The 24,559-nt window shown below is 63.1% G+C and carries 28 protein-coding genes; 5 read left to right on the top strand and 23 right to left on the bottom strand.

Translation table 11 applies throughout. The annotated features are described in order from the left end of the window. The first annotated feature begins 87 nt into the window (after positions 1-87). The 5 genes from DSAT_RS01680 to DSAT_RS01660 all read left to right on the top strand — a co-directional run bounded on the left by DSAT_RS01680 (position 88) and on the right by DSAT_RS01660 (position 4,894). Positions 88-612, top strand: coding sequence for a winged helix-turn-helix domain-containing protein (locus tag DSAT_RS01680; protein ID WP_020885848.1), 525 nt, complete (start codon positions 88-90; stop codon positions 610-612). 8 nt (positions 613-620) lie between these two features. Further along, entirely contained in the window at positions 621-1,601 is a 981-nt protein-coding gene (locus tag DSAT_RS01675) for a UDP-glucuronic acid decarboxylase family protein (RefSeq protein ID WP_020885847.1), read from the top strand. Beyond that, positions 1,598-2,746 (top strand): non-hydrolyzing UDP-N-acetylglucosamine 2-epimerase, encoded by a 1,149-nt coding sequence (gene wecB, locus DSAT_RS01670; protein WP_020885846.1) that lies wholly within the window; start codon positions 1,598-1,600, stop codon positions 2,744-2,746. The genes DSAT_RS01675 and wecB overlap by 4 nt, the downstream gene beginning before the upstream one ends. A gap of 113 nt (positions 2,747-2,859) precedes the next feature. Beyond that, positions 2,860-3,420 (top strand): adenylyl-sulfate kinase, encoded by a 561-nt coding sequence (cysC, locus tag DSAT_RS01665; protein WP_020885845.1) that lies wholly within the window; start codon positions 2,860-2,862, stop codon positions 3,418-3,420. After that, positions 3,410-4,894: a hypothetical protein gene (locus DSAT_RS01660; RefSeq protein WP_020885844.1), complete on the top strand. Its 1,485-nt coding sequence runs from the start codon at positions 3,410-3,412 to the stop codon at positions 4,892-4,894. Before cysC ends, DSAT_RS01660 begins: the two co-directional genes overlap by 11 nt. A 346-nt stretch (positions 4,895-5,240) precedes the next feature. Here DSAT_RS01660 and DSAT_RS14705 read toward each other — a convergent pair whose 3' ends face one another. From DSAT_RS14705 to DSAT_RS01545, 23 genes are all read right to left on the bottom strand, one after another. Beyond that, entirely contained in the window at positions 5,241-5,828 is a 588-nt protein-coding gene (locus DSAT_RS14705) for a hypothetical protein (RefSeq protein ID WP_020885842.1), read from the bottom strand. A gap of 2 nt (positions 5,829-5,830) precedes the next feature. After that, on the bottom strand, positions 5,831-7,150 hold the full coding sequence (locus DSAT_RS01650) for a reverse transcriptase/maturase family protein (protein ID WP_235695906.1): 1,320 nt from the start codon (positions 7,148-7,150) through the stop codon (positions 5,831-5,833). Further along, a complete protein-coding gene (gene avd, locus DSAT_RS01645; RefSeq protein ID WP_235695905.1) occupies positions 7,147-7,533 on the bottom strand; it encodes a diversity-generating retroelement protein Avd in 387 nt (128 codons plus the stop codon). The genes DSAT_RS01650 and avd overlap by 4 nt, the downstream gene beginning before the upstream one ends. A 13-nt stretch (positions 7,534-7,546) precedes the next feature. Then, positions 7,547-10,096 (bottom strand): hypothetical protein, encoded by a 2,550-nt coding sequence (locus DSAT_RS01640; RefSeq protein ID WP_020885839.1) that lies wholly within the window; start codon positions 10,094-10,096, stop codon positions 7,547-7,549. Between the two features lie 11 nt (positions 10,097-10,107). Beyond that, positions 10,108-10,467: a hypothetical protein gene (locus DSAT_RS01635; RefSeq protein ID WP_020885838.1), complete on the bottom strand. Its 360-nt coding sequence runs from the start codon at positions 10,465-10,467 to the stop codon at positions 10,108-10,110. Beyond that, positions 10,467-11,585, bottom strand: coding sequence for a phage tail protein (locus tag DSAT_RS14700; RefSeq protein WP_020885837.1), 1,119 nt, complete (start codon positions 11,583-11,585; stop codon positions 10,467-10,469). Before DSAT_RS14700 ends, DSAT_RS01635 begins: the two co-directional genes overlap by 1 nt. Continuing rightward, positions 11,578-12,675 (bottom strand): baseplate assembly protein, encoded by a 1,098-nt coding sequence (locus tag DSAT_RS01625; RefSeq protein ID WP_020885836.1) that lies wholly within the window; start codon positions 12,673-12,675, stop codon positions 11,578-11,580. The genes DSAT_RS14700 and DSAT_RS01625 overlap by 8 nt, the downstream gene beginning before the upstream one ends. After that, positions 12,672-13,019 carry a GPW/gp25 family protein gene (locus tag DSAT_RS01620; RefSeq protein ID WP_020885835.1) on the bottom strand — a complete coding sequence of 116 codons (348 nt, stop codon included), beginning with the start codon at positions 13,017-13,019 and terminating at the stop codon, positions 12,672-12,674. The genes DSAT_RS01625 and DSAT_RS01620 overlap by 4 nt, the downstream gene beginning before the upstream one ends. Positions 13,020-13,066: 47 nt before the next feature. After that, the gene (locus DSAT_RS01615; RefSeq protein ID WP_020885834.1) at positions 13,067-13,678 is read right to left on the bottom strand and encodes a phage baseplate assembly protein V; all 612 of its coding nucleotides are present in this window, start codon (positions 13,676-13,678) and stop codon (positions 13,067-13,069) included. Then, positions 13,671-14,699: a phage late control D family protein gene (locus tag DSAT_RS01610; protein ID WP_020885833.1), complete on the bottom strand. Its 1,029-nt coding sequence runs from the start codon at positions 14,697-14,699 to the stop codon at positions 13,671-13,673. The genes DSAT_RS01615 and DSAT_RS01610 overlap by 8 nt, the downstream gene beginning before the upstream one ends. Next, on the bottom strand, positions 14,687-14,896 hold the full coding sequence (locus tag DSAT_RS01605; protein ID WP_020885832.1) for a tail protein X: 210 nt from the start codon (positions 14,894-14,896) through the stop codon (positions 14,687-14,689). Before DSAT_RS01605 ends, DSAT_RS01610 begins: the two co-directional genes overlap by 13 nt. Continuing rightward, positions 14,893-15,783, bottom strand: coding sequence for a phage tail protein (locus DSAT_RS01600; protein WP_020885831.1), 891 nt, complete (start codon positions 15,781-15,783; stop codon positions 14,893-14,895). Before DSAT_RS01600 ends, DSAT_RS01605 begins: the two co-directional genes overlap by 4 nt. Beyond that, positions 15,780-18,422, bottom strand: a complete 2,643-nt coding sequence (locus DSAT_RS14695; protein WP_161656082.1) for a phage tail tape measure protein — start codon at positions 18,420-18,422, stop codon at positions 15,780-15,782. The genes DSAT_RS01600 and DSAT_RS14695 overlap by 4 nt, the downstream gene beginning before the upstream one ends. A gap of 252 nt (positions 18,423-18,674) precedes the next feature. Beyond that, the gene (locus tag DSAT_RS01590; protein ID WP_020885829.1) at positions 18,675-18,941 is read right to left on the bottom strand and encodes a phage tail assembly protein; all 267 of its coding nucleotides are present in this window, start codon (positions 18,939-18,941) and stop codon (positions 18,675-18,677) included. 2 nt (positions 18,942-18,943) lie between these two features. Then, entirely contained in the window at positions 18,944-19,465 is a 522-nt protein-coding gene (locus DSAT_RS01585) for a phage major tail tube protein (protein ID WP_020885828.1), read from the bottom strand. A gap of 12 nt (positions 19,466-19,477) precedes the next feature. Continuing rightward, positions 19,478-20,899: a phage tail sheath subtilisin-like domain-containing protein gene (locus tag DSAT_RS01580; RefSeq protein WP_020885827.1), complete on the bottom strand. Its 1,422-nt coding sequence runs from the start codon at positions 20,897-20,899 to the stop codon at positions 19,478-19,480. A gap of 3 nt (positions 20,900-20,902) precedes the next feature. Beyond that, complete coding sequence (locus DSAT_RS01575; RefSeq protein ID WP_020885826.1) at positions 20,903-21,091, bottom strand: hypothetical protein; 189 nt, start codon at positions 21,089-21,091, stop codon at positions 20,903-20,905. Beyond that, on the bottom strand, positions 21,088-21,567 hold the full coding sequence (locus DSAT_RS01570; RefSeq protein ID WP_020885825.1) for a phage tail terminator protein: 480 nt from the start codon (positions 21,565-21,567) through the stop codon (positions 21,088-21,090). Before DSAT_RS01570 ends, DSAT_RS01575 begins: the two co-directional genes overlap by 4 nt. Continuing rightward, entirely contained in the window at positions 21,567-21,986 is a 420-nt protein-coding gene (locus DSAT_RS01565; RefSeq protein ID WP_020885824.1) for a gp436 family protein, read from the bottom strand. The genes DSAT_RS01570 and DSAT_RS01565 overlap by 1 nt, the downstream gene beginning before the upstream one ends. Continuing rightward, the gene (locus tag DSAT_RS01560) at positions 21,983-22,186 is read right to left on the bottom strand and encodes a hypothetical protein (protein ID WP_020885823.1); all 204 of its coding nucleotides are present in this window, start codon (positions 22,184-22,186) and stop codon (positions 21,983-21,985) included. The genes DSAT_RS01565 and DSAT_RS01560 overlap by 4 nt, the downstream gene beginning before the upstream one ends. Before the next feature lie 12 nt (positions 22,187-22,198). Continuing rightward, positions 22,199-23,113 carry a Mu-like prophage major head subunit gpT family protein gene (locus DSAT_RS01555; RefSeq protein ID WP_020885822.1) on the bottom strand — a complete coding sequence of 305 codons (915 nt, stop codon included), beginning with the start codon at positions 23,111-23,113 and terminating at the stop codon, positions 22,199-22,201. Between the two features lie 6 nt (positions 23,114-23,119). Further along, entirely contained in the window at positions 23,120-23,401 is a 282-nt protein-coding gene (locus tag DSAT_RS01550; protein ID WP_020885821.1) for a hypothetical protein, read from the bottom strand. Beyond that, positions 23,394-24,338: a phage protease gene (locus tag DSAT_RS01545; RefSeq protein ID WP_020885820.1), complete on the bottom strand. Its 945-nt coding sequence runs from the start codon at positions 24,336-24,338 to the stop codon at positions 23,394-23,396. The genes DSAT_RS01550 and DSAT_RS01545 overlap by 8 nt, the downstream gene beginning before the upstream one ends. Positions 24,339-24,559: the final 221 nt, after the last annotated feature.

Here is a 24,559-nt window from a genome sequence, read left to right as displayed (position 1 = left end):
CGAGCTGACGGCCCCAGGAATCACCCCGCCGCCTGGCCGTTGCCGCGCATTGACATTCCGTTCGCTTTTTCCTAACGCAAAGGCGTCATGCTGACTGAGTTATTCACCTCCAAAACGCGCATCCAGGTGCTGCTCAAGCTGTTCCTGAATCCAGGCGTGTCGAGCTACCTGCGCGAACTGGCCGCCGAGTTCAAGGTCTCGCCCGCGACCATCAAAGATGAGCTGGACAGCCTGGCCGGGGCCGGATACCTGGAGCGCAGCCAGAGCGGCCGTTCGGTTTTCTTCAGGGCCAACACGAACCATCCCTTTTTCCCCGAGATCCACTCCATCGTGCGCAAGCATCTGGGCATCGACCGTGTGGTCGAGCAGGTCATGACCGCCCTGGCGCCCATCGAGGCCGTCTACATCCTGGACGACTACGCCGAGGGCCGCGACTCCGGGATCATCGACCTGCTCATCGTGGGCGATCCCAAGCGCGGGCTTCTGGAGGGCACGCGCAAGGGCGTGGAGGCGAAGATCAACCGCAAGATACGGACCATGATCGTATCGCCCGAAGAGTTCGCGGCCAAACGCGGCATGTTCCTCGGGCGTCCCCACTGGCAGGTCGTATAGGAGGGGCCATGGAACTGAAGAAGCGCATTCTGGTCACGGGCGGCGCGGGCTTTCTGGGTTCGCATTTGTGTGATCGGCTTCTGGCCCAGGGGCACGACGTGATCTGCGTGGACAATTGTTTCACGGGGACCAAACGCAACATCTATCACCTGATGGACGATCCCCGCTTCGAGTTCCTGCGCCACGACGTGACCTTTCCGCTCTATCTGGAGATCGACGAGATATATAACCTGGCCTGTCCGGCCTCGCCCGTCCACTACCAGCACGATCCCGTGCAGACCACCAAGACCTGTGTGCATGGCAGCATCAACATGCTCGGCCTGGCCAAGCGCACCCGCGCCCGGATCATGCAGGCTTCGACCTCCGAGGTCTACGGCGACCCCGAGCAGCATCCGCAGCGGGAGCCCTACTGGGGCCACGTCAACCCCATAGGCCCGCGCTCCTGCTACGACGAGGGCAAACGCTGCGCCGAGACGCTGTTCATGGACTACCGCCGCCAGCACAAGGTACGCATCAAGATCGCGCGCATCTTCAACACCTACGGTCCGCGCATGCACCCCTGCGACGGCCGCGTGGTCTCGAATTTCATCGTCCAGGCGCTCAAGGGCGAGTCTATCACGGTCTACGGCGACGGATCGCAGACGCGGTCCTTTTGCTACGTGGACGACATGATCGAGGCCTTCGTGCGGCTCATGGCCACGGGCGACGACTTTACCGGGCCGGTGAACCTGGGCAATCCCGGCGAGTTCACGATCATGGAGCTGGCCGAGAAGGTCGTGGCCATGACCGGATCGCGCTCAAAGATCGAGGTCAGGCCGCTGCCGTTCGACGACCCGCGCCAGCGCCAGCCCGACATCGGACTGGCCCGCTCGATGCTGGACTGGGAGCCGAAGGTGCCGCTTGAGCAGGGCCTGGCCGCGACCATCGCCTATTTCGACGACTTTCTGCGCCAGGGCGACGCCGTGGCCGCCGGAGCGCCCAGGGCATGAGCGGAAAGACGCGCATCCTCACCGTGGTCGGGGCCAGGCCGCAGTTCGTCAAGGCCGCCCCCGTCTCGGCCGCGTTGGCGGCCGAGGGGCTGGACGAGATTCTGGTGCACACGGGCCAGCACTTCGACGACAACATGTCGCGCGTCTTCTTCGAGGAGATGGGCATCCCCCGCCCGGCGCACGATCTGGGGCTTGGCGGCGGCACGCACGGGGCCATGACCGGACGCATGACCGAGGCCCTTGAGTCGCTGATTCTGGCCGAGCGGCCGGACATGGTGCTGGTTTACGGCGACACCAACTCGACCCTGGCCGGGGCGCTCGCGGCCGTGAAGCTGCACGTGCCCGTGGCCCATGTGGAGGCGGGGCTGCGCAGCTTCAACCGCCGCATGCCCGAGGAAGTGAACCGCGTGCTCACGGACCACGCCGCGAACATCCTTTTTTGCCCCACGCAGACGGCCGTGGACAACCTGGCCGCCGAGGGCGTCGCGGACGGCGGGCCCGGCCGCGATCCGGCCGCGCGGCCCTTCGACAGGCCGGTGCGCGTGCTGCTCACGGGCGACGTGATGTACGACGCGGTGCTGCGCTTTTCCGGCCAGGTGCGCGCGGAAGGGCGCATCGACCGGCTGCGCCGCGAACTGGGGCTTTCGGGTGATTTTGCGCTGTGCACCGTGCACCGGGCCGAGAACACGGACGACCCGGCGCGGCTTTCGGCCATCTTCGCGGCCCTGGCCGGGCTTTCGGCCGATCTGCCGGTGGTCGTGCCGCTGCATCCGCGCACACGCGCCAGGCTCGCCGCGCAGGGGATTTCCGCCGATGCATCGGGACTCTTGCTTATCGAGCCGGTGGGCTTTCTGGACATGATGGCCCTGCTCTCGGGCTGCGGCGCGGTGCTCACGGACAGCGGCGGCCTGCAGAAGGAGGCCTGCTTCCTGGGCAAGCCGTGCGTGACCATGCGCGACGAGACCGAGTGGGTGGAGACCGTGGAGCAGGGGTGGAACGTCCTGGCCGGGGCGGATCGCGAACGCATCCTCTTGGCCGCGCGCGCCGCCTGCGGCCAATCGGCCGAACCCGGCCGCGCGCCGCTCCAGGGCTACGGCCAAGGCGATGCGGCCGCACGGATAGCGGAAGCGCTGAAAGTTTTTTGACTGCGCGAAAAAGACGTTCCCTCTGGTGAGCCGCTTTCGACCGATGTGCGGGTGCTGCATGGGGCGGGGCGAGCGTCCCCGGATAAAGAGTCAAAGCGATAAAAGGTGGTTCCATGTTCACCATATGGTTTACAGGCCTTTCAGGAGCAGGAAAAACGACCCTGTCCCGCAAGCTGCACGATGAACTGGTGCGGCGCGGACTCAAATCCGAGTGGCTTGACGGGGACGTTGTCCGCGCGAACCTGAGCCAGGGGCTGACTTATTCGAAACAGGATAGGGACATAAACGTTCTGCGCATCGGTTTCGTCTCGCACCTGCTCAACCGCAACGACGTGATCAGCGTCGTCGGCGCCATCGCTCCGTACGAGGAGACTAGGCAAAAGAACAGAAAGCTCCTGGGGAGATATGTCGAGGTCTTTTTGCAGTGCAGCAAGGAGAAGCTCATCGAGCGCGATTGCAAGGGACTGTATAAAAAGGCGCTATGTGGAGAGATCAAAAACTTCACCGGCATCAGCGATCCCTATGAATCTCCCGTGGCCCCGGAGATAACCATCAAGACCGACTGCGTGTCCGAGGCCGAGGCCCTGACCGCCGTCATCCGATACCTTGAGGACAACTCATTCATCCCCCGGCGGAAGGAAGTGGCCGAGAAGGAGGTCTCCCTTGCGGAATAGGGAGGCGGGCGGGCTCTCCTTCCCCCTTTGCCTGACGCTCATAGCCCTTGCCGCAGCCGCCTTGTTCGGCCCCAATTTTGTCATCGTCTCCAGGGATCTCGAAAGTTTCATGGCGACGGTGTATTCGACAATCCTCCAGGCTCGGGCCTTGGGTCACGGAGAATGGGTGTACTGGACATCTCACCTCGGTCTTGGCATGCCCCAGCCGTTCGCCCAGTTTCTTTATTTCCATCCCGTCCAGTTCGCTCTCCAGGTTCTCACGGACAAAACGGTCCTAGTGCTGTTGTATTGGTCCCATCTCGCCGTGGGCGGCTGGTTCGTGTTCGGTACGGCGCGCGCGCTGGGAGTGGGTCCCCTTGCCGCCCTCGCCGGGGCATTCACGTGGCTATTCTGTTCGGCCACGGTCAACTATTCGATCATCGACTTCTGGCCATCCGTCATGGTCGGATGGACGATGCTGCCCCCGGTTTTCTTCTTTTTGCTTCGGCTGCTTGACGAGAGCGATGCGCGGACCTCGCTGCTCAACGCTTCCCTCCTGGCGCTGAGCGCCTCCCTGCTCGTACTCAATGGCCACAGTGGCGTCATTGCAAGCTATGCGATCCTATTTTGCATCATGATCGCCTGCATGAGGCCCTCCTTGGGGCGAATCGCCTGGCTTTCCGGCGTGGGATCGGCCGTGGCTCTGGCGGTCACCTTTCGCTTTCACCATCAATTCATCGAGATGTCCCTCTTCCCCGCAGAAAGCTATCGTACGTATGTGCCTTTCAACCTTTTCACGAAAGAAAATATATGGGCTCTGTTTTTCAAGCCGCTTTACCCGGCCGGGATTGAAGGGTTCCTTACTTTCAATTTCGCGACGGGAATGCGCAACATCTGGATAGGTCCGGTGTTCCTCGCGCTGACCACCTGGTCGATGTTCAAGGCGGATATTTCGCGGGCGCACAAGCGAGCCCTCGCCACGACTTTCATTGGCGGGCTTGTCCTTGTCCATCTTCCAAAGAGCCTGTGCTTCGACGTCATCGCCTGGCTCATCGCCTTCCGCGACCCTGCGATCGTCGCTGGCATCCTGCTCGCCAGCGCTGGTTTGGACCGGCTTCTGGCCCAAGGCGGGCTGCTAAAGAAAGTTTCGCTAGCACTCGTCGGCGTCCATTTCCTGCTCATGATCGGAGGTGTGGCCCCGTTCTGGCTGAAAAACCTTTCCACAACCCTGGTCCATTATGGCCGTCCCCCCCTTGCCATCATGACGCCCGGCAAACACAGCGTCGCCGATGTCGTGGAGGTCTCGCCCCTGCTTTTGCGCCTCAAGGAGCTTCATGCCGAGCGTCCGGGGCGATTCCTCTATACCGAGGGCGTGGGCAGACGCTTTCCAGAGGCGTTGATCCACCAAGGTATCTGGACGAACACGCTGGCGTACCACGATCTGCCGGTCCTCAACGGGTATTTCAAGGGCGTGCACGTTCCCATACACCCTTAGGCCGGAAAACTTTATTTGAGATTCTTGTTCGAATTATTTGAGACGCGCTCTAATTATTTGAGATTTCCAAGCCGCTCAGTCGCGAAACCTGCGCAGCACGAAAGAAAGCCAGCCTCCACAGCGTATTAGCACGAAAAACACCTTTCCTGACGCCGGATGGCCATGTGCCTCCATGCAGCGCAGGAAGTGCTTGTCAGCCCACCTCCTATCCGCCCCGTTTTCTATCTGTTCATAGGCGAGGTCATGCTCGTCACAGCAAGCCTCAAAAGGCGGCGCGCCGCCGGATACGACGCGCCACACCTTAGACAATGTTCCGAAGAGTCCGCAACCGTTGGAAGCCATGTGTTTACTCCGGCATCTCGAAGATCGGGACGACCTGCTGCACCTCTTCAATCGTGGTAGCAGCGGCGATCTCGTCTTCATACTTCTGCTGGGTGCCAAGGATGAAGGCCGTAGCGGCCTCGGAGGCTCCCACGTTCGCCAGAACCTTGGCCTGGAGCGCTTCGAGAGTGATTCCACGCGTGGCGGCAATGCCTCTCAGCAGAGGAGCAGGGGCTTCGGGGTCAGCCTGCAGCGCCTTGGCTTCCTGCTCCTGCTTCGGCCAGCTCAGCTTCTCATGCTCCGAATAGCGCGAGGAAAGCGCGGCCATAGCGGCGTCGCTGGCGACAAGCACCTGCGAGAGCTTTTCCTTTTTCACCTGGTCCAGAGCCGCGTCGTCGGCCGGAGCCAGCTCCGCCTCGCCGACAAACTGCATTTCGTTTGCCGCGCAGGCGGGAAGCTCCATCGGCTTTCCGGCAGCCTGTACGGACACGAAATAGCCGCTCTCGCGGTATTCCGTGGGAACCTTCCAGACACGGACAACGCCGGGGGTGGCCAGGCGCGGCAGCTCTTCGGTGTGGCCGTCCACAGTCAGCACATTGTTTTCAATCAACATCGTCATTCTCCTTTGATAAATACGGCATCGCCCAGAATGGACCGCACGCTGCGATCTGCCGAGCAATGCTTGGTGTATGCCAGAAAGCTGGCCACTCGCTGCTGGACATATTGAAGCGGTATCTGTCCGGCGGCGTATTGCCTGACCATCCTCCGGAACATCCGGCGCGCCTTGCGCATGTTTCTCTTGCGGGGCAGGATATGCGTCGCCCAGGTGCGATAGCCGCAGAAGTCGACTCCGCACTTTGCCGGAATGATCTTGGTTTTGGGGTTTAAGGCCAGCCCGAGCCCGGCGACCGTATCCGCTGCGGCGTTCAAGGCGCGCCATGCAGCAGCCTTGTCGGGGGCAACGATTATGAAGTCGTCCATATACCGAACATACCGCCCGACGCCCGCGCCATCCGTCATGGCGTGATCCAGCTGGTCCAGCATGACATTGGCGGCGAGCTGACTCGTCAAAGCGCCGACCGGAAGGCCGACGCCATCATGGCCATACCCGGCGGTGATCCTCTTCCAGAGGTCAAGGGTGTCCTTACAGGAGACGACCCGCTCAATGGCCGTGAACAGCACATCATGTCGAATACTGGCGAAATAGCTCTTGATGTCGGCCTTTACGACATACGGAGTTTGCCAGTTCCTATGCGCCGTACGCAGCATGCGCTGCAACGCCCACACGGCTCGCTGCGCGCCCTTGCCCGTCCTGCAGGCATAGCTGTGATAGATGAACCGCCGCTCGAACAGCGGCTCTACCACCCGGACCAGGGCATGGTGGACAATTCTGTCCGCAAATGGCGGAGCCTGAATATCCCGGCGTTTGGGTTCAAAAACCGTGAAACTGCGGGGCCTTCCAGGCTCCCAGCTTCCCCATACGAGATGGTTATGTATATTGATAAGGTTCTCTTCCAGGTTGACACTGAACTCCGCCACTTCACGGCGGTACCGCTTGCCTTTTCGCGTGGCCAGATACGCGCTCCACAGGTTGTCGAAGTCGATGATTCTGGCGAATAGGTCGCTGTGTGTGATTGGCATTTGTATGATTACCAGCAGCCACTTTCGCGCACGGCTACTTGCCGCTGCTGTTTGTTGATCTTTGACCGGACAGGTCAGGACGGACGCCCCGAAGGACAGGCACTGTCCCGCCGCCCGTAAGCGACGGGCTTCTGGCCGTTGCCGTTCGCCAGGCGCGCACCGATGTTCGTGTTCGAGTTCGACGCCGCGTTGTTGCAGTTGACGTTCCACAGCCCCGCATTCGCGCCGTTGCTCCAGTTGCCGCCCACGATCGGGAAGTACTCGCGTTGACAGGCATCCGCCCTGAATATTCATCTTGCCGCCTTGAGCCATCCGCCGACCATGCGGCCGATCTCGTTTACGTGCCGCACCCATATTTCATAGCGGCGCGGCGTGATGTATTTCAGGCGCAACGATTTGCGTATCCACATCCTCAAAACCTCGATCTCCACGTCGAGGTCTTGCAGCGTTGTTTTCTTGTGGTACCGCTTCCATGCGACGATGGAGAGGCGCTGAATGTTCGCCAGCGCCGCCCGTATGTCGGCGCACAGGGCGTACCGCTCGATTTTCGGATACTGCTGCAGCACGGTGTGTGTGTAGGCTTCCACCTCTTCGATTTTCGCGAGGAGGGTCGCGTACGGGCTCGGCTGGGCGTACCCGGAAGAGGGCGGGCTATCGCCCGCCCTTGCATGACTCACGTTGCAAGACACATTACACCTTCGCCAGGCGCGCACCGAGGTGCGGGGCCGAGGTCGACGCCGCGTAGGGGCAGTGGACGCACCACAGCCCCGCATCCGCGCCGTTGCTCCAGCTGCCGCCCACGATCGGGAAGGACTCGGCGGAATTGTTCCAGTGCTGATAGTCCGGGGCAGTCGCGCCGGAGTTGCTGGTGGGGCCGGTCTTGCCGATAAACACGTCGTCCATGTCGTAGCCGCTTCCGCTGGCGTCCATGAACGTCACAGGATACGTGCTGTTGTTTATGTTCGGCGGGGTCTGGCCGGTATTCACCCATGTCTGATTGCCTTCGCGATCCCAGAGGTTGATCACGCCGGAGATCGTTTTCAGGCCGTCCATCCACTGCCAGACGTTGCCCCAGAGGCCGACGATCCCGCGATAGGTGGCCTGCGCCACATCCGAGGCGTCGACATTGGCCGCGCTCGACGCGCTGACGCGCCCTTGCCCGGTCTCGGACTGGCTGTCCATGGTGGCGTTTTCCACCAGGTAGAGCCACTGAATCGCGGACCAGTGATAGACGCTCCAGAGGCCGAACCCGGACACGCCGGAGACGTTGCGGGCAGCGGCATCAGCCAGAAACTGCGTCAGCGTCCGGCTGACAGCGGGCAACACGCCGGGCTTGGAGCCGAGCTTGGAGCCGTCCATGCTGGCCTGGTACTTGCCGACGCAAATCTGATCGACTTCGCTGCCGCCGACCTTGAACGCCGGATGCACGACATACCCGTCAACAGGCTGGTCGCTGATCCACCAGGCTTCCTTGCCGGTGTTCGCGCCAGAGCCGATCGTCGCACGGCGGATGTAGAACTTGGGAATCTTGACCATGTACTGGCCGTCGACAACCACGTCCTGCATGCCGCCCCAGACGGGATGAGTGCTGAAATGAGCCGCGCCGGGGTCGGGGACGGTGTTGCCGTCCTCGTCCACATAGGCCCACGTGCCGCCATCGCCGCCAGGGGTAATCAGCGCAACGCCGGAGACGTATGCAAACGCCTGCTTGGTCGTGACCTTGACCTCGCTCGACCACTCGGACCACCCGCGCGTTTCGCCCTTGTGCTGAACCTGCAGGTAGTAGACCCGCAACCCGGCTTCCAGAATGCCCGCAGGCAACGCCAGAGAGAGCAGGTTCACGGCGTCCTCGCCGGAATCCCACAACGGCTCCGCCCATGTTCCGCCCGAAGCGCGGACCCTCCAGCGGCTGGCCGCATGGGTGTCACTTCCGTCGATGACCGCGAAAGCGCCGGTCTGCAGCAGGGGAGTCTCACCGACGTCCGTGGCGTTGTTCGCGGGAGACACCAATGTCGGCGTGGCCACATAGGCGAAACTGGCGGCAGTGGCGAAGCCCGAAACGGCGGACCAGTCGGACCACAGGCCGGACAAGTCTTTCACCCGCGCCCGCAGCTCGTAGCTGGAGGACACTTCAAGCACGTCGGCGGGCATCTGATACGACAGGCCCGCAGGCTGTTCTCCAGAGTCGTGCAGCACGGTGGCGAACTGCGCCCCGGCAACGGCGACCTGAAACTGGATACCGGCCTGGGGCGTTCCGCCAGGACTCGAATACCCGGCAATGGCCAACGTGGGCCGCTCGAAGATGCCGACAGCGCCATCAGCCGGGGAGCTGATAGCGGGCGCGTTGGGGCGCATGGCCGGATTGACGTAGCCGCCGAGACCGGTAGCCGCAGACAGGGCCACGATATGGCGAATCTGCATCGCTTCACCCTCGGTGACGATCATCAGGCTGCCGTCGCCACGCATGGGCAGGATGTATTCATAATCCGCAAAGCCTGCGGGAATATCCCCGCCCTGCCTGCGGACAGACCAGACGCGCTCGGTCCACGCCGGATTGGATGTGTCGCGGAAGTAGAGTCTGGCCTCTCCGGAGTTCAGGGAGCGCCGGATCACGACGGCCCCGCCCTCGGCGTCGTTTCCGATGTTGATCGGCTTGGACAGCCAGATGTCACCGACCTCGCACGTGGCGTACGCGGCCCCGACCTCTTCCATGGAGCAGCGGGTCAGAACACCGGCTCCCAGAGTGCGCGGAAGGTTGGTTTCAATGCGGATGCGGTTCTCGGAGAGCACGGCCGTGCATTTGATCAGCAGCGAGCCTTCCTCGTCGGCGAGGACATAATACTCTCCGGCCCGAAGCTGGGCCGTGCTGGCAACGTCCACGCTGTCGTCGCCGGAAATGCCCTGCACGATGGCGGTATCCACGGCGTCAATCAGGGTGAAGCCGGGAGCCCACAGCTCAAAGGCAATACGGTTGTCGCGGTAGAGCCAGTCCAGGGTAACGGCGCGCTGCACACTGACGGAGCTGGTCTCCTCCAGACCGTCCACGCGCGAACCCAGGGCGTCCAAGTTCTCGTCGGTCAGCTCAACCGCGTCGCGCAGAGCAACGGTGTTGTCGAGCAGCCGCTGGTGGATCGGATTCCAGGTGTCCGGGTGCGCCACGCTCTCCACGGTGAGGGCAGGCAGGGATTCGCTGAACTCGGGGGGCGACCCCGGAGTCAACGTGGGATTTTCAGTAGCCATCATGTCCTCCTTTAGTATTCAAAGACAATTTCAAACTCGATCTCGGTTTCCGGCTCAAGCTCCTTGGGGGCGACAACGCGTCGTCCCATCAGAGTTCCGTCCGCCGCGATCACAGCCACCTCGCGCACGATGTTCTCCCCGGCCGCCTGGCCGGACAGGACACCCCTGACAGTCAAGCTGGGGCCGCTCACCTCGTTGGAGGTGGCCACCCGGAGAAACTCGGCCTGCAGGGCCGTGTCGACGTCCGGGCTATACGGGGCGTCGCCGGAACCGAAGGCCAACCATGCGGCCTTTGGCAAGGCGTCCCCGGTTGCGGCGGCGGTGGCCACCTTGTTGCGATACGCCGCCGTTGCGGCAATTGCGGTCGGCATCAGAGCACCTCTCTATATGTTGCGCCACCACGCCTGACGGTCGCGACGGCAGTAAACCACACACCCGGAAGACCGGGCTCCACGCCCAAACGCCACGTCCCGTCAAGTCGCGGCTGCCCAATCGTCAGCAGGGTCGGATAGGCGAGGCTCCACGAGCCATCCACCTTCCACAGCCCGTCCAGCTTATGCCCGCCGAGCTTGTGTCGACCGTCCAGAGGCATCGGCTGCCAAAGCTGCCGGGCAGGAAGCGCGCGGTCACCGCCCGCCGCTGACACAGGCAGGCTCGTACGGCCGCGCATCCGAAATTCGCCGAACCCACTGCGCAAGGGAGCGCCAGCAGGCCGGAGCCCCGTCAGTCGAACGGTGCCGAGAAGCCCCCAGCTGCCGTCCAGAAGGCGTTCGGAATAGTTGCCGCCCACATCCCAGCAGCCGTCGAGGGTTTGCCAGTTATGAACGGTGAAGCGGCGGCACTGGACCATGCGAATGGCCAGCCGCTGCGACGGAGCAAGCATTGTGATGGAAGAATCAAAGGTCGATCCGACGGCGGTGACCAAGGCCCGCAGATGACAACGAACAGGCGCATACTGTGCGGCCATGTCCTTGACGAGACGCTGTTGCGCTCTGGTCCACGTCCCTTCCGCGAGGTTCAGGCGGATCGCGTACTCGGCCCAGCTGCGCATGGCCAACCTGCGGACCGTGCCAGCAGGAGGAGAGAGCACAACGGAGCCGTCAGCGGTCCACGTGCCGTCGAGAGTGCGGCCCCCAGCGGATTCCCACTCCTCGCGATAAGTCTTGTATTCAATGAGTTCCGAGCCGGGATAGCCAATGCTCGCCAAGGCGGTGCGGACCGCCCAGGGCGTTCCCTTCTTCCGGTGCAGCCGAATCGCGTTGCGCACCAGCTCGCGCTGATCCGCTTCGGCGAGGCCGGTGGACCAGCCCTCCAGACCCAGAACGTGAAACTGCTCAGCCAGATGCGGAAGAAACGGCGCGGACACCAGGTCGACCAGGTCCACAAGCAGTCCGTCGACCGGCAACAGCGAAAGACGCTGCGTCAGCTCGGCCATAGGCGCAAGGCGCTCATCCGTGGCCAGCACTCCAGGGACGACGGAATCAGCCATTCACGCCTCCAGCCACAGAGACGGACACGCCGGTGCAGCTGGCCCAGCCGTTTTCAGGCACGTCAACGTCTTCAAGGGGCAAGGCAAGGTGGACGCGGTACACGCCGGAAACGGAAAGAGCCGCCATGATCTGGCTGCGGACGATGTCGCTTCCAAGGGTCGCGGCTGCCTTATCCGCCCATGCCCGCGCTGCGGCTGTGGCGCGCGCAAGCGTGTCTGCGGCATCGGCGGAATGGTAGAGAGTTATCTCCGCAGAGATAGCGTACTCGTACAGGACGGGCGAGGCTGCGGTAACCGTGTCGCACAGCGGACGCACATCGTCCGCGCTTGCGGCCTCGGCAACCTGTGCCAGTACGTCCTCTGACGGCAGGCCCCCCTGAACCAGCGGATACAGAACCACCTGGCCGGGCTCGGGAGATAGCACCGCGACGTCCACCACGCTCTGGTTCGCGCTCATGGCGTGATAGCGATACGACAGCGTGGGACCAGCAACAGAAAAATGTTCAGGCGCGAGAATGATCCTCTCGCGAAGCCGGTCGTCGCCTTCCATGTCGGCACCGCCGCTTGAGAAGGTCACGTTCACGACCTGTATGCCGTCCGGCAGCAGATCAAACGACTGCTTGATGTCCCCCGGCAATAAGCCGTTTGCGCCCGCTCCGGGCTCGTCGCACAGCGCGAGCACTTCCACGGAACTCTGCCCGGAAGGAATCAAGGCGTCGCTTTGCGTGGCGAACACGGCCCCGGTCCCGGACTTCACGCGGAACCCCCTGGGAATAACCACGCCGGAAGCCACCGGCGCTTCCGAATAGAAGCGCAAGGTCGTCCGGGCGGCCTGAGGCTGCAGCCTGGTCACGCCAACCAGGTCTCCGAGGTAGTCCAGCATGGGAGCCCTGGAAAAGCGCACCAGGTTCTGCCTCGCCGCGTCGTTGATGGACGCCCGCATCAGGGTTTCCCTGTAGGCGATCAGGTCTATCAGCAGCCGCTCGACCTGGGCGGGATACAGCGTCTTCCCCGTCATGGCCTCATAGGCTGCTATCAGCTCGGATGTAACAAGCTGGGAATCCTCGTGGACAACCTTAGGAAGGGTCATGCGCGCACCTCCGCAGAAGCCAGAGCGCCATCGGCGAGCCGGAACTCGATCCGGATCAGAACATGCGCGGGGCCGTCCCCTTGTTCCACCTGGACTCGCACCACGGTGACGCGAGGCTCCCAGCGCCGGATAGCGCGGACAGCCTCGCGCACCAGGTGGGGGCGGGCGCGGTCGATGGGCCGGTCAATGTATTGATAGATATTGGAGCCGAACTCCGGACGCAGCGGATCGCTCCCCTGGGGGGTCTCCAGGATGATGCGGATGGATTGGCGAATGTCTTCTATGCCTTCGACAAAGCCGTTCCGGCCCAATGCGGGCTGCCAGTGTGCAGAGTTAGGTAACATGCCCCCGACTCTATGCGAGTCAGGGGCAAAAGGTGTGCTGACTAAGGTCAGTGGCTATGATGATTCGAGTTGCCGGAGGCGTCGAGGATGGTGCCGGATGCGTCGACAGAGCCGTCGACATGGATATCGCCTTGTACTTCAATATCGCCGGTAATGGAAGCGGCGGCACCTCCACCCCCGGTTACGGTCATACCCTTTTCAACAGTCAAGTGGCCGGTGACCCGTGTCTCTGGGGCATCTATGGTGGCCTTCGGGGTGCGGACCAGGACAGGCCCGGCAGCCTCTATCGTTATCGGGCCGACAGCATTGACGGAAAGCACATGACTATCCCTGTCATACTCGACGGTGGTTCCATCGTCAAATGCGATGTGATGCTTTTCCACTCCGGAGCACGGCGTCACGTCCGCGCTGGAATACAACGCGCCAAGAATGCAGCCGTCTTCACCCCGAGAATCCAGCATCAGCGCCACGTGCTCGCCCACGTCGGGCATGAAATAATGCTTGTCCCGGCAGGTCTTGGGGACCAACACCGGGAGCCAGTGCGTGATCAGGTTGTCCAGCGCGGGCAGGCGAACCTTGGCCCTACATGTCGCCTCGGCGATCTCGACAACGATGCCGAACTGGAGGGTGGCCGCCGCTTCTCCGAAGGTGCTATTCATCGCCTCCCTCCTTCACGCGCTTGGCCTCGAACTCGGTCACATAGCCGCCGGAGCGCCCTATGGAGTGGGTGGCCTGGGTGACGAGATACAGTCCGTTCAGCCGCCGAAGGCCGTGGATATCAATGATAGCACCGGCCACAATCTTAGGATCGCCCGGCAGCGTCCCATTGAGGGCCACCTTGTCCTGCTCCCTGCGCTGCTGCTCGGCCTCGGCAATGGCCTTTGCCTGTGCCGCGCTGCGCGCCCGGACGTGCTGCTTGTTCTCATCCTGGGCCGTTACCGTATCCTGGGACGCAACGTCTCCGGCCTGCGCCTGCTGCTCGACAACTTCCTTCGTGTCCGGGTTGTGGTAGCGGACGGATGTCTTCGACGGCACATCAGTCACCTTGTCGGCATAACGCCAGGAGGTGAGATCGGAAGGATATAGAGTTCTGACCGGCGACTGCTCGGCCAGGCTGCCAGCGCGAGCTGCCACAAGGGTGCGGTTGTTGTCGCAGAGCTTGGCCGTATAGCCATACTCCCGGCAAAGCCGCACCACAAAGGCCCAATCCGTTTCCTGGTATTGCGTAACCCGGTCAATGGCGATCTCGTCAATCTCTCCGCTGACCTTGGCTCCGATGCGCTTGGCCGCCTGTGCGACAATGGCCTTCAAGGTCGTATTCTCATACGCCTTGCCCCTGCGGGTCCGCACCTGCCTAGTGATGCCGGTGGACAAGGCCCTGATCCGGACCACGGATGGCGGCCCGGATATCTCGACCTCGTCGACGTCGAAGCCACCGGCGGAAACCAGGCGCTGGTGCGCATAGCCGTATTCAAGGCTCATCTCGGCACCCTTGTCGGGATACCACGCGCCCAGCCAGCGCCCATCATCGTCGCCGAGGGTGACGTCCAGCTCGTCGGACTGTCCGGTCAGCCGGTCGGTGTAGCGCACTTCGGTCACATAGGCGGAAAGGTCCGCAGTCACGTCGCGGCCGGAATAGACGATGCGGAAAGACGGTTGGAGGACGGTCATCTTTTCCATGGGGGCAACCCTTCCGTGTCAGCCGAGGACTCAATAACGGGGATGCGCAGCTTGATGCCGGACGGCAAGGCGTCCGATACCGGCGCATGCGGATTCTGTTCGATCAGCATGCCGATGTGCGCCACGTCGCGGTAATATCGCCAGGAGATCATGTCCCAGCGCTCTCCGTCTGTCGTGATGTGTTGCAGAAAAATCATAACTGTACGCCCCTTATGGCAACCTTTGCAGCGATGCCGGACAGGGCCGGTCGCACATCCGCAAGCGCCTCGGCGGCCCTGCGCGCGGATCGCGCTGCACTCACGGCTCCCTCAACGGTGCGTATGGCGTCCGAAGCAAAGCCCAGCTCACTTTTGGCGGAGTTGTAGGCCGCCATCACGTCAGAGGCTCCAGGAAGAGAGGATATCGCGGAAAAGGCCGCGATGGGCAGCCTGGACGCAATGGCTCGGAGATCGTCGGAAAGCTCTCTGGCGGCTTGCAGCGCCGACTCTCCCTCGGAAAGAAGCCTGGCGGACATGCTCGCGGTGAGTTCTGCGGCCTGGGTGACCTCGGAAGCCGAGGAAACCGCCTGACTGACAGACTTTGCCGCTTCCGGAGCGGGGGCCGCATCCTGTCCCGACACCGTGGACAGAACGTCCGTGCTCGCGGCGACCGGCGGAACGTACATGCCACGAGAAAAGACTCCGGGGGGATTCGGCTTGGCCGGATCGCCGACGTACTCCCGGAGGCGCAGCGACGCCTCCAGCGAGATCACCGTCCCGGCCCCGTTCGTCTGGCGATAGGTCACGGACAGGTCGACGATGACAAAGACACCACGATATTCGCCGTTGCCAAGAACGAAGTCCAAGGGCGTGGCGGCGTCCATGTGGTCCTTCAGGCCCCGAACCTCGTCTGCGGGGTTGCACCATGACGAGTGCAGCGTGACGCTGAAAGACAACTCGTCCGGGCTCCACCCGGTATGCTGCATGGCTGGCTTTCTGCCGATAAGCGCATGCTCGGAAAAGCTGGACCCATAGCGGATATCAAGCCCGTCCATCCACGATACGACTTCCAGTTCCGTTTCCCCGAGGGTGGCGTACAGACTCATGCGGGAGACCTCCTTGCGTGATCCCGCTCGTATCGGGACATCAGGCGCTCAAACTCGGCGAAGCTGAGGCTCATGGCCTCCTTCACCTGCTCGCGCACACCTCCACCGCCCTGTCCAACATGAATGACAGGCGCGAAGGTGACGTTCATGCCTCCTCGGCCAGCTCCGGCGGCAGCGCCAGCTCCGCCCCCGGCGTTCCGACCGGCAAGAGCCTGGAGCGGAACCGTGGGAAGGTTCGGCGTAGCAGCCTTCGACATCTCGCCAGCCGCGCGGGCCACTTCTCCGGCGCTCCCCTTCATGCCCACGGCAAGACCGGCCCCAAGCATTCCACCCAGACCGGCGAACACGCGCGAGGGAGACCGGATGCCAAGCAGGCTCTTGAACGAGCTAACAATGTTTCCAGCAAGCTCGGAAAGACCTGATTTCAGACTCTCCCACCCTTGCTTGAGGCCGCCGAGCAGGCCGCCGATGATCTGCGCGCCGAGCTTGACAAACTCCAGGGGCAGCATGGCCAGACGAAGAGGGAGGCCGATAACGAGCCGTATAATGGTGCCGATGGCCGTTCCGAACTTTTGCCCCAGCGACTGCGCCGCTCCGCCGGTATCTTCGACCGGCTGCAGCAGAGCCTTCACCCAAGACCAGACCTGGCCGAGCGCATCCGCGACCGGCTTCACAATCCACGCGACCGGAGCAAAGGCCGTGCGCATGGCGTCGCCGACCGGCTTGAGCGCCGAGGACAAGCCCTGGAACATGCCAACAAAGAACCCCTTGATGGGTTTCCAGAACTTCCAGATCAGGAGCGCGGCCCCGGCAATGGCGATGCCGATCCAGCCTATGGGGCTGAGCAGCATGGCGCGGCCAAGCCAGAGAACGGCCTGCCCGATCATGCGGAAAGAAGAAAAGAGAGCCTTCCCGGCAACAACGGGGCTGCGCAACGTGGCGCGCCCCCACCACAGCGCGGCCTGGGCGGAAGACTTGAGCCCGGAAACGAGTCCCCTCCCGGCGATCGCGGGAAGCGGTCGGAGAGACGATCCGAAACGCAGCGCACCCTGCCGGGCCGACAGTAGGCCAGCGGAGAAAGAGCCAGACAGGGCAGCGCCGGAGGCTTTTGCCGAGGCGGCGATGGCGGCCAGGCGAATCTGGGGAACCTTGAGAGGGCCGCCGAGACTCGCGATGCTTCCCATGTGAGAAGCCAGCCAGCCGGAAGCTGCGGACAGCCTGCCGGTCACTGCTGCGAACTTGCCGACGTTCCCGGCTTGCATGGCCATCATCGCGCCCTGGACGGACGCCTTGATGGAGCGCCAGCGGGCTATGCTGGACCAGAGGCTGCCGCCGAGAAGGTGGTAGCCAGCCCTGGCCGCAAGGCTTGCCGCCTTGAACGTCAAGAGCACAGCGGCGGCCTTGCCGATGGCGGAGACCAGCGCCGGGTTCTCTGCGGCCCAATCGGCCATTGCGACAACGAGAGGGCGAAGAGTGGAAAACATTTCCCGCAGCGCGGGGAGCAGCGCCGACCCAAGGTTTATGCTTAGTTCGGATACTGCATTCTTCAAAAGCTGCAGCTTGTTCTCGGTGGTTCCCGCCCTGGCTGCGAACTCGTTCTCCATGGAGCCTTCGACGCGCGGCAGGACGGCGAGAGCGTCCGTGTAGGTCTTAACGGACCCGGCCAGCAGCGCAACATCGTCGGCATACTCAAGGCCCATCATGTCAACCAGGAGCCCGGTGCGCTCCGAGTTCGGCACCTTCTCCAGAGCCTTCAAGAATCCTAAAAGCGCGCCCTGTGCGTCAGTGGCGATGGCCTTTTTGAGCCCCTCCGCAGACATGCCCATGGCGGCGAGGGCCTCCTGGAACTTCGCGCCCTGTTTGTCGGCGGTGGCCAGCTTGGTCAGCATGCCGTTGATCGCCATCCCGGCCACTTCCGGCGGCTTGCCAAGGGAGATCAGTGCGCTCGACAAGGCGGCCGCGCCGTCGGCGCTCAAGCCGAACTGCCGTGCGACACCGCCGACGCGAGTCAAGCTGTTTACGATATCCCGCGCCTTTGCCGGGGACTCGTTGGAAAGCTGATTGATCACGTCGCCCAGGTGGCCGATACTGCCGATCGGAATCTGATAGACGTTCGCGACCTTGGCCATGGAATCGCCAGCCGCTTCTGCGGACATATCAAAGGCGACAGCCATCTTGGCCGTGGTCTCTATGAAGCTCGGCAAGTCCTTGAGGGCAACGCCGAGCTGTCCGCCGGACGCCGCGAGCTGGGCCAGCTCCACAGCGGAAAGGGGCATTCGGCGGGACAGCATCTTGATGCTGTCGCCAAGCCCGTTCAGCTCCGCCTCCGACCCGTCTACGACCTTTCGCACGTCGGCCATGGCGGATTCAAAGGCCATGGCAGAACGAGCCGGAGCCGCGAGGGTAGCGCCCAGGGCGGCAACGCCCACGGCCTGCCCCCACATCTCGCCCATGGCCGCACGGTGCGACGCGGCCTTTTCCTGGGCGCGGGTCAGCCCTTCCAGATTGAGCTTCGCAGATTCAATGCTTTTGCCCAGCTTGTCATATCTCTTGGCCAGGTCTTCAGGCACCCGGCCAGACGCACGGAGCCGAGCCACCTCGCCGCCCAGGCGCGCATGTTCCCTGGAGGCGTCTTCCACCTGGCCGGAAAGCCGATGGACGGACTGCCCCAAGGATTGCAACGCGCCCTGGGCGGCGCTGGTGGTCGCTGAGACCAAGAGACCAAGAGTAAGGGAAGATGCCATGTGGTGTCCGGTTATTTCTCGGCTTCAGCTTTAGCCTGGCGGGCCGCCTCGGCCAGCCAGAGCCGCAGCTCTTCAAGGGTTAGCGCGTCTATTTCGGAGGGTTGGAAACGATACCACCGCGCCAGTGCGGCGGCGGCCTGCCACAGATCAGGAAGGGGAATCCAGATATCTCTGAAACGCGGCCTGGAGCTTGCGGAAGTCCGCAAGCCCCATTTCCTCCATATCCTCCGGCGTCATGGGAGGCTCGCACAGGGAGGCCATCAGCCTGATCTCCTGATCCGCTTCGGTTCCGCCGCCGCGCTGGGCCAGCTTGAGATCGCGCACCTTGGGGGAGCGCAGGACGATTTTCTTCACGACGGTGCCGTCGGGCAAGGTCAGATGTTCCGCCAGGGGAATCTCATTTAATTTGGACAAGACTAGCCTCCGATGTTCTCGTTGTATTCAGCCAGAAGATCTTCACCCCCGGCCTTGTAGATGTTTTCCAGCACGTCGACCTCGACGATATCCTCGCCTCCGGCGGTGATCTTCATGTAATAGGCGACGAACTCCGTTTCCATTTCGACGTTCTCGTGCTGCTTCCAGTTGCCGCCGGGGAAGGTTTTGAAGGCCACGGTCAGCAGTGCGACGACCGGAACCTCGTCAGTACGGCCCTGCGCCGTCTGGGTGTACAGGCTGCCTCTGAGCTGCAGCTGCACGGTCTTGAAGGGGTTGGCGGCCTTCTTGAGCACTTCCGGATACAGGGAGGCCCACTTGACCTTGCCCTCCAGCTTCTCGAAACCGGCGAACGCTTCAATGCTGCCCACCATGCCCAGAGCCTTGTGCTCGGACATCTTGGCCTTGATCTGCGGCAGCTCCACCTCTTCGGCCCGGCCAAGCAGGCTCGCGCCGTCAATGTAGACGTTCGCGTTGGTGATGCGGTTGATGGCAATCTTGCCCATATACGCCTCCTGTTACTGCCCAAGGGTCTTGAGCAGGTTGATGTCGATCACGCTCTCGAAGGTGATCCGCTCGGCCGGAGTCGGCGGCATGAACGTGATGTCGAAGGTCAGATGCCCGTTGCCCGTTTCGGTCGGCGGGTTCTTGGCCGGATCATAGGTGCAGGAGCCGTCGACCAGCGCGCCGCGACCGATCAGCGTCCGGATGAACGAGTTCACGGTTCCGCGAATGTCGTCGATCAGGGCGTTGTTGATGGGGAAGTCGATGAACTGCAGCATGGCGTACTCGACGGACTCGTGGAGAATGTCCGCAGTGCGGCGCACGTTGATGAAGTTCTTCGGGTGCGAGACGGACGGCCACGCGGCGGAACGGTTGCCCCAGGCTCGAAGGCCGGTACCGAAGCTGTTGAACACGGTCACGATGCCGTTTTCGTTCAGCAGGTTGGCTTCCGTCTGCGGATCGTTGATGCGCGCGGAAATGCTGCGCTCGGCCCCGGTGATACCCATGAACTCCGTATTGGAAGGGCTCCACCAGTATCCGTTCTCAACGTCCTTGCGGCAGATCACGCCAGCAAGACGCTGACTCATGGGCTCCAGGCGCTCCGAGTCGGTGGCGGTATCATATACCTTCAGATGGGGGTAGCAGAGCACGGCCCGCTCGCTGGAGGTGTTGAAGTTGATCTCGCCCATGGGGCCGCGTCCGGTGATCGCCTGCTGCGGAGTCAGCCCGATAGGCGCGTCGATCAGCGTAACCGCGCGCAGCTTGTGCGCCATGCTGATCATTTCCACGGCCACGCTGTTCTGGGTGCAGTACACCGGGGCGATCAGAATCTTGGCGAAGAAGCCGAACAGGTTGTAGGTGTCGTCCAGGGCCTTCATGCCGGTGCGAGCACCGCCCACGGTCACGGTCCCGATCAGGTCGGAAGGCAGAACGGCGGTGGGGTCTTTGTGCTCGTAGCTCACGAGCAGGCTCGCCCCGGAGGAGATACCGGCCCCGTCGATACGGGTGATGGTTCCCGCGTCGGCGTCGTAGGTGTAGTCCGTCCCGGCCACGTGGGTGGTTGCGCCGTCCGACGACTTGACCGTCGGCGCGCCGTTCCATGCCGGATGCGCGGCGGTCCCCACATCCCCGGACAGCACAAGCGCCTCGTCGGTCACTTCGGCCTTGTGAACCGAGGGGTCCAGCACGTTGATGACGATGACCGTACCCGCGCCCTGGTCAAAGATCGCGTCAAGGGCCTGCGGGATGGTGTAGTCGGGATGCGCCGCCCCGAACTGCGCGGCGTCGCGGTCGGACAGGACAATGGTGGGCGCGTTCACAGGCCCGGCCGGAGCCGTTCCGATCAGCCCGACAACGGCCGACTTGACCGTGCGGACCGGGCGAGGCCCCTTGTCGATTTCGATGGTTTCAACACCATGCAAGTAGTTGGCTGCCATGATTTACTCTCCTTTGCTCCGCTTTTTCTGAGGCGCAGCGGCCGGTGCGGGCGTCAGCCGTCCCTGGGCCACGAGCGCCGACACGTAGCCGGACTTTTCCGGCAGCTCCACAGGACGGCCGGGCCAGAGCATCACCTCGCGGCCTTCGATGGTCACGCCGGAGGGAGGCCCGGAATAGATATAGGTTTTCATTCGACGTCTCCTTTGAATGTTACTGTTTGCAAGGGAACTTCGACCTCTTCTCCGGCCACGCTGCCCACCAACACCTGGCGCGCATTCCACGCCAACGGCAGATACAGGAACCCGGCGTCGAAGCCGGGACGCGGGGCATTGGCCAGCTCAAGCTCGCGTACGCACCCAGAGGGCAGCCACCCGGCCAAAGAGCCGTACAGGCTGGAAATGAGCTTCGCAGCGTCTTCTCTTGCCGCGCTCCCCGTCTTCTGTGCTCTCGCGTTTCTCACCGCCAGAACGGTCAGCCAGGACGTTTCGATCTCAGCTACAGCCCCATCGGCCTGAACCACGCGATAGCCGTCATAGATCACATGCACCGCCGGGGTGTGCTGTGCGGCCTCGCGCACTCCGGCAAGGTCTGCGGCGGAAAAGACTTTCACGCCCTTGGGCATGTTCTCGGCGATACGGGCGACAATCACGGGCTCAAGAGAAACCATTAGAGCCCCTCCGTACCCGAGCGATCCATGATGCGCGGATTCCCGGAACTGGCAGAGGCCAGCGACGGGCGAGGCTGATCCTCGGTCTCCGGAACGCCGAGGCCGACAGAGCCACGGCTGATGCCCTCCAGCAGGCGGCGGGCGTCCTCGTAGCGGGTGCGAACCTCTTCCGGAGCTTCATCGCTATGGAGGCGATAGAAGACGATGTCCGGGGCGATCCGCGTCAGCACAGGAGGAACACTCGCCAGAGGGAGGCGGTAGCGCGCGGCCAGATACCCGTCGATCTCGGCGTCGGCGTCGGCAATGGCGCGCAGGAGCACGGCCTGGTCTATGACCTCGGCCATGCTCCTGTCGGTCAACTGCACCAGTCGCTCCTCGCCGTAGCGATCGACTAACTCCTGCAGCGTGGCGTAGCTCATGCCACGTTCACCACGAGTTCGGGATCAGCGCGAAGGGCCGCTTCCTGGTCGGGGGTAGCTTCGACCTCTTCGGGCTCCGGATGGAACGGCCCGAGGCCAGCACGGAACCGGCGCGAGAGACTCTTGGTTCGCACCACGAGCTTGACCAGGCCGGACTCCTGCTTTTCGTCCCTCTTCTGAGTCTTTTCTTTCTCAGCCATCAGAGAACCTCCTTAGGCCACCCACGGCGAGACGATCATGTCGACCACGCCGAAGTTGGGGTTGGACGCGCCGTTGGCCAGGCGCTCGTTCTTGACGATCTCGATGGCCGCAGCGCGCAGGGACGGGGGAACAACCAGCACGGAGGGCTTGATGCCCAGCGGGCGGCCGCCGTCGGCCTTGGTGCTCATCATGGCGGTCATGGCGGAGTTGAAGTTGGTGGCGTTCAGAGTCTGGCGGCTCATGTAGGCCATCTGCCAGAAACCGAAGCCCGCGTTGCAGCGGTAGCGAATGCCGTAGCGGTACTCGTCGCGGACGAACACGCCCTCGTCGTTGGTCGCGGTCATGCTGTCGAGTTCCGGCTTGGTGCGCTCCTGGAAGATCAGCGGCTTGAGGGCGCGGCCGGTGTCGAGCAGATACCAGGGCGCGCCGGGATCAGCTCCGGGAACGTCCATGTTGGAAACGGTTTCCACGTCTCCGGTCCCGTCGACCTCGGGGTAGATGGGATGGTCGGTGTCGAAGAAGTTCTGCCCGTCGTAGCACAGGGTCGAAGCTCCGGCCTTGAGCAGGGCAAAGACCAGCTCGTCCGCGTGGGACATGGCGGCCCGGCCCATCTCGGAGAACAGCGGGGTGTAGATACCGACGTTGTCGTCCTCGATGTCGGTACGCTTCACGCCGACCGTGGATTCGTACAGCTTGTTCTGGACCTGGTACGCCTGGGCGGCCATATCCTTGATGACGCGGTCGCCGATCCACTCGCGCAGCTTGGGGAACTGCCCGAGCCAGCCGTACGTGTTTCCGGCGGACCCGGAGGGAACGACGGTCGCGACCTTCTGATAGTCGGTGGGGGTGTCGCCCAGCGCCTTGCGGAACGCGTCGGAGAACCCGGTGCGCAGCGAGGTGATAAGGGCGGGGGTAACGATAGCCATGTTCACTTACTCCTTTTCGGTGATGGATTCGATTTCAACGCAGCCGCGCGGGGTAATGCGGTAGTAGCTGCCGGTCGGCAACGCCATTCCCGTCTCGACAAGCACCTCGCAAGCAAAGCGCACTTCCACTTCGGAGTAGCCGCTGTCGTCTGCGACGTGCTTGACGGAAAGGCCGTCGAGAGGCGGTGTCTTGACGGTGCGAGACACATACAGCGCAGCCAACACGGCCGCGCGCACATCCTTCTGCCGCAGCGCGTGCGCCTTCACTTCCGCGAGGCGGTTAGCCATGCTGGACATCCTTCTTGGCCTGGGAAAACGCTTCTTCCGACATGCCCAGCAGGCGGGCCGCCGTGCGATCGTCCTCGGACAGCTCGGAATGGCCGTCGCCGTCCGGGCGCTTCATGGAATGGGAGGAAGCGATGACAGGAGCCGCCTCCACGTACTTGGCGAAGCCTTCGAGGTCGGCCATCGCGTAATCCTTGGCCCAGCCCTCCATGGCAGGGGCGATCTTGCCAGCGGACATCGCTGCGGACACGGCGTCCGTCGCGGCCTTGGTTTTGACCTCGCCCTCCAGTTCGGCCAGCTTTCGGGACACCGCTTCATGCTGGTCGAGAGGCACGTACTTGGTCGGGTCGGGGGCCGCGCCCTGTGCGGCCTGGGCTGCGGTCAGCAGGTCTTTCTTCTTGTCAAGCTCGGCCAGGATTTCCTCGGCCGAGGCGGTGGGGGCGAGTCCCAGCTTGTGGGCGACTCGCTCCTGCAGTTCCTTGCTCATGGGGTCTCCTTGAGAGGCTGCGGCATGCAGGTAAAGGTTGGGGGTGTTCGTCAGGCCAGCCCCGGAGAGAGACACGACCCTTCCGGTGTCCGGGTCGTATGCGAATACCGGCGACAGGTACCTGTACTCCTTGGCGGCGAGCGCTTTTGCTGCCGTCTCGGTCCACGTTGCCTGCCCCCACACGCCGTCCTCTCGAAGCTCCAGCTTCTTGATCCATCCGGCTGCGGGGACTGGTCCGGCCTTCTTCTCGGCGGTAAGGGTCTGGTGATCGTAGTCGACCACCAGGTCGATTCCCCACCCGGCAAAGGCAGACAGCACGGCGTCGGCGTCAAGCTCATACGGCCCGCGCCCGTCGCGCCCCGAGAAGTTCCCCGCCGGAACGAGATGAACCCATTCCGGCGGGGTGTCCGAGGAAGGAAGGCGGATGCTGAAACGATCGGTGAGGGTCTTCATGTAGCCATCATGGCCACATCAGATGATAAGAAGGCGCGGAAGAGGGTCAGCATATAGCCGCTCTCTTCCGCGCCTGATTGGTGTCTTTGTCTGGTCGCCCCGTTTAACCCGTTTACCGGCGTTTACTAGGGGGGTGAAGGGGGTGGACAGGTGTCCACGCTAGGGACGATGGTTAAAAATCGTTCTGGGGGCATTCTGGCGAGTTTTCGGATTTTGCGCAA

It is taken from the genome of Alkalidesulfovibrio alkalitolerans DSM 16529 (assembly GCF_000422245.1).
GTDB classification, from domain to species: domain Bacteria; phylum Desulfobacterota; class Desulfovibrionia; order Desulfovibrionales; family Desulfovibrionaceae; genus Alkalidesulfovibrio; species Alkalidesulfovibrio alkalitolerans.
This window is presented reverse-complemented; position numbering and strand designations above follow the sequence as displayed.

Coding starts and splice junctions, on each gene's coding strand:
- DSAT_RS01680 (WP_020885848.1), top strand. CDS start 88: ATGCTGACTGAGTTATTCACCTCCAAAACGCGCATCCAGGTGCTGCTC.
- DSAT_RS01675 (WP_020885847.1), top strand. CDS start 621: ATGGAACTGAAGAAGCGCATTCTGGTCACGGGCGGCGCGGGCTTTCTG.
- wecB (WP_020885846.1), top strand. CDS start 1,598: ATGAGCGGAAAGACGCGCATCCTCACCGTGGTCGGGGCCAGGCCGCAG.
- cysC (WP_020885845.1), top strand. CDS start 2,860: ATGTTCACCATATGGTTTACAGGCCTTTCAGGAGCAGGAAAAACGACC.
- DSAT_RS14705 (WP_020885842.1), bottom strand. CDS start 5,828: ATGTTGATTGAAAACAATGTGCTGACTGTGGACGGCCACACCGAAGAG.
- DSAT_RS01650 (WP_235695906.1), bottom strand. CDS start 7,150: ATGAATATTCAGGGCGGATGCCTGTCAACGCGAGTACTTCCCGATCGT.
- DSAT_RS01640 (WP_020885839.1), bottom strand. CDS start 10,096: ATGGCTACTGAAAATCCCACGTTGACTCCGGGGTCGCCCCCCGAGTTC.
- DSAT_RS01635 (WP_020885838.1), bottom strand. CDS start 10,467: ATGCCGACCGCAATTGCCGCAACGGCGGCGTATCGCAACAAGGTGGCC.
- DSAT_RS14700 (WP_020885837.1), bottom strand. CDS start 11,585: ATGGCTGATTCCGTCGTCCCTGGAGTGCTGGCCACGGATGAGCGCCTT.
- DSAT_RS01625 (WP_020885836.1), bottom strand. CDS start 12,675: ATGACCCTTCCTAAGGTTGTCCACGAGGATTCCCAGCTTGTTACATCC.
- DSAT_RS01620 (WP_020885835.1), bottom strand. CDS start 13,019: ATGTTACCTAACTCTGCACACTGGCAGCCCGCATTGGGCCGGAACGGC.
- DSAT_RS01615 (WP_020885834.1), bottom strand. CDS start 13,678: ATGAATAGCACCTTCGGAGAAGCGGCGGCCACCCTCCAGTTCGGCATC.
- DSAT_RS01610 (WP_020885833.1), bottom strand. CDS start 14,699: ATGGAAAAGATGACCGTCCTCCAACCGTCTTTCCGCATCGTCTATTCC.
- DSAT_RS01605 (WP_020885832.1), bottom strand. CDS start 14,896: ATGATTTTTCTGCAACACATCACGACAGACGGAGAGCGCTGGGACATG.
- DSAT_RS01600 (WP_020885831.1), bottom strand. CDS start 15,783: ATGAGTCTGTACGCCACCCTCGGGGAAACGGAACTGGAAGTCGTATCG.
- DSAT_RS01585 (WP_020885828.1), bottom strand. CDS start 19,465: ATGGGCAAGATTGCCATCAACCGCATCACCAACGCGAACGTCTACATT.
- DSAT_RS01580 (WP_020885827.1), bottom strand. CDS start 20,899: ATGGCAGCCAACTACTTGCATGGTGTTGAAACCATCGAAATCGACAAG.
- DSAT_RS01575 (WP_020885826.1), bottom strand. CDS start 21,091: ATGAAAACCTATATCTATTCCGGGCCTCCCTCCGGCGTGACCATCGAA.
- DSAT_RS01570 (WP_020885825.1), bottom strand. CDS start 21,567: ATGGTTTCTCTTGAGCCCGTGATTGTCGCCCGTATCGCCGAGAACATG.
- DSAT_RS01565 (WP_020885824.1), bottom strand. CDS start 21,986: ATGAGCTACGCCACGCTGCAGGAGTTAGTCGATCGCTACGGCGAGGAG.
- DSAT_RS01560 (WP_020885823.1), bottom strand. CDS start 22,186: ATGGCTGAGAAAGAAAAGACTCAGAAGAGGGACGAAAAGCAGGAGTCC.
- DSAT_RS01555 (WP_020885822.1), bottom strand. CDS start 23,113: ATGGCTATCGTTACCCCCGCCCTTATCACCTCGCTGCGCACCGGGTTC.
- DSAT_RS01550 (WP_020885821.1), bottom strand. CDS start 23,401: ATGGCTAACCGCCTCGCGGAAGTGAAGGCGCACGCGCTGCGGCAGAAG.
- DSAT_RS01545 (WP_020885820.1), bottom strand. CDS start 24,338: ATGAAGACCCTCACCGATCGTTTCAGCATCCGCCTTCCTTCCTCGGAC.